This window comes from Rhizobium rosettiformans W3, from assembly GCF_004912135.1.
GTDB lineage: Bacteria > Pseudomonadota > Alphaproteobacteria > Rhizobiales > Rhizobiaceae > Allorhizobium > Allorhizobium rosettiformans.
Window position 1 is genome coordinate 1 of record NZ_STGU01000055.1, and the last position, 2,619, is coordinate 2,619.

The 2,619-nt window shown below is 65.2% G+C and carries 2 protein-coding genes; both read left to right on the plus strand.

Translation table 11 applies throughout. From position 1 onward, the window contains the following. Nucleotides 1–1,878, plus strand: a 1,878-nt coding sequence (gene dxs / locus FAA86_RS24195; protein ID WP_136543853.1) for a 1-deoxy-D-xylulose-5-phosphate synthase, incomplete at its 5' end; no start/stop codon positions are given. Between the two features lie 93 nt (nt 1,879–1,971). Next, a partial coding sequence (locus FAA86_RS24200) for an MFS transporter (protein ID WP_136543855.1) occupies nt 1,972–2,619 on the plus strand: 648 nt, incomplete at its 3' end.

Here is a 2,619-nt window from a genome sequence, read left to right on the forward strand (position 1 = left end):
CTCCCGAAAGACCTGAAGGCCGTCGAAGATCGTGACCTGCCGCAGCTGGCGCGCGAGGTCCGCGACGAGATGATCGACGCGGTGTCGAAGACGGGTGGTCATCTGGGTGCCGGTCTCGGGGTCGTGGAATTGACGATCGCGATCCACAAGGTGTTCAACACGCCTGACGACCGGCTGATCTTCGACGTCGGCCACCAGTGCTATCCGCACAAGATCCTGACCGGCCGCCGCGAGCGCATTCGCACGCTGCGCCAGGAAGACGGCCTCTCCGGCTTCACCAAGCGCGCCGAGAGCGAATACGATCCCTTCGGTGCTGCCCACTCGTCCACCTCGATTTCCGCCGGCCTCGGCATGGCGGTTGCCGCCGAGCTGTCGAAGACCGACCGCAAGGTGATCGCCGTGATCGGCGATGGCGCCATGTCGGCCGGCATGGCCTATGAGGCGCTGAACAATGCCGGTGCGCTCGATGCCCGCCTGATCGTCATCCTCAACGACAACGACATGTCGATTGCACCGCCGACGGGCGCGATGAGCGCCTATCTTGCGCGCCTTGCCTCCGGCCGGACCTATATGGGCTTCCGCGACTTCGGCAAGAAACTGACCGCCTATCTCGGCAAGACCGTCGACCGCGCGATCACCCGCGCCGTCGAACATGCCCGTGGCTATGTCACCGGCGGCACCATGTTCGAGGAGCTCGGTTTCTACCACATCGGCCCGATCGACGGCCATTCCTTCGAGCATCTGCTGCCGGTGCTGCGCAATGTCCGCGACAATGCCAAGGGCCCGGTTCTGATTCATGTCGTGACCCAGAAGGGCAAGGGCTATCCGCCGGCCGAAGCGGCAGCCGACAAGTATCATGGCGTCAACAAGTTCGACGTCATCACCGGCACCCAGGCCAAGGCCAAGCCGAATGCGCCGGCCTATACCGCCGTCTTCGCCGATGCGCTGGTCGAGGAAGCCCGCCACGACGAGAAGATCGTCGGCATCACCGCCGCCATGCCGTCTGGCACCGGCCTCGACAAGCTGCATGCGCTCTTTCCGGAACGCACCTTTGATGTCGGCATCGCCGAGCAGCACGCCGTGACCTTCGCAGCCGGTCTCGCCGCTGAAGGCTACAAGCCCTTCTGCGCCCTTTATTCGACCTTCCTGCAGCGTGGTTACGACCAGGTCGTGCACGATGTCGGCATCCAGAAGCTGCCGGTGCGCTTCCCGATCGACCGGGCCGGTTTCGTCGGCGCCGACGGCCCGACCCATGCGGGTTCCTTCGACACCGGTTTTCTCGCGGCGCTGCCCGGCTTCGTGGTCATGGCCGCTGCCGACGAGGCGGAGCTGAAGCACATGGTGCGCACTGCGGCTGCCTATGACGAGGGTCCGATCTCCTTCCGCTATCCGCGCGGCGAAGGTGTGGGCGTTCCGATGCCCGAACGCGGCGAGATCCTCGAAATCGGCCGTGGCCGCATCGTCAAGCAGGGCTCGAAGGTCGCACTCCTCTCCTTCGGCACGCGCCTCGCCGACTGTCTGCTTGCCGCCGAAGACCTCGATGCCGCTGGCCTTTCAACCACTGTCGCCGACGCTCGCTTCGCCAAGCCCTTGGATCATGACCTGATCCGCCAACTCGCCCGCCACCACCAGGTGGTCGTCACCGTCGAGGAAGGCGCCGTCGGAGGCTTCGGCAGCCAGGTGGTGCATTTCCTCGTCAACGAGGGCTTGCTCGACAACGGCCTGAAGGTCCGCTCGCTCGTGCTGCCCGATGTCTGGATGGACCAGGCCAAACCCGAAACCATGTATGCCAAGGCAGGCCTCGATGCGGCCGGTATTCTGAAGACGGTGTTTGCGGCGCTGGGTCAGGACGTGCCGGGTGTGATTGCGGCGGGGTAAGCGCTCCAGCCCACCTCTCTCTGGACTTCCCCCGCTCCCCCCGCTAGACCGGGCCTTCAATCGACAGGCGCTGAAACGCGCTTTGGAGGCTCCATGCAGACGGCAGGCACCACGGATATTGCACCCGATTTCGCGCCAGACTGGGCGGCGATCGCAGTCGTCATTCTCGGTGTCACGGCCTTTGCCGTCGGCCAGGGGCTGACGTATCCCCTGATTTCGCTGATCCTGGAAAGTCGTGGCGTCTCGTCCAGCATGGCGGGGCTCAATGCGTCGGTTTTCGCGCTGGGGCTCGCCTCCTCGACACTGATGATCGGCCAGCTGACACAGGCGATGCGTGGCGACCGCCTGATCGTGGCGTCGCTGCTCGGCGTTTCGATCTCGCTTGCGACCTTGGCGGCCTTCGACCAGCTCTGGGTCTGGTTCGTCGCCCGCTTCCTGCTCGGCTTCTGCACCAGCATCATCTACACGGTGAGCGAGGCCTGGCTGAACACCGCTTGTCCCGATCGCCTGCGCGGCCGCGTGTCCGGCGCCTATAGCGCTGGCATGTGCGCAGGCTTTGCCGCCGGCCCGCTCGCCATTCCGCTTGTCGGCATTGAGGACGGCTTTGCCTTTGCGCTGACGGCGGCTTACGTGGCGCTCGTCGCCTTTGCCTCGGTCATGCTGGGTCGCTACGCCAAGACGAAGCCTGAGGCCTCCGAAGCGGGCGGGCTTGTCACCTTCGTCAAGCTTGCACCGGTGCTC